1 rRNA gene is annotated in these 319 nt (G+C 44.2%); it reads right to left on the reverse strand.

The features are described 5' to 3' along the window. Positions 1–3: 3 nt before the first annotated feature. Positions 4–319, reverse strand: a 23S ribosomal RNA gene (locus DBV08_RS32670); the annotation flags it as partial.

Consider the following 319-nt stretch of genomic DNA (forward strand, 5'->3'; position numbering starts at 1 on the left):
TGTGGTAACTTTTCTGACACCTCTTGCTTTAAACTCTAAAGAAATCAAAAGGATCGATAGGCCGCGCTTTCACGGTCTGTATTCGTACTGAAAATCAAAATCAAGTGAGCATTTCCCCTTTTGGTCCACACAAGGTTTCTGTCCTGGTTGAGCTCACCTTGGGACACCTGCGTTACCATTTGACAGATGTACCGCCCCAGTCAAACTCCCCACCTGACACTGTCCTCAGAACAGTTCGGTAGCATCCGAAGATTACTACCTTTTCTCCACAATAAATTGACCAAAGTCAACTCCACTGCATTACTGAGTAAGTAAAGAA

It is taken from the genome of Rhodococcus sp. KBW08, from assembly GCF_003852455.1.
Lineage (GTDB): Bacteria > Actinomycetota > Actinomycetes > Mycobacteriales > Mycobacteriaceae > Rhodococcus_F > Rhodococcus_F baikonurensis.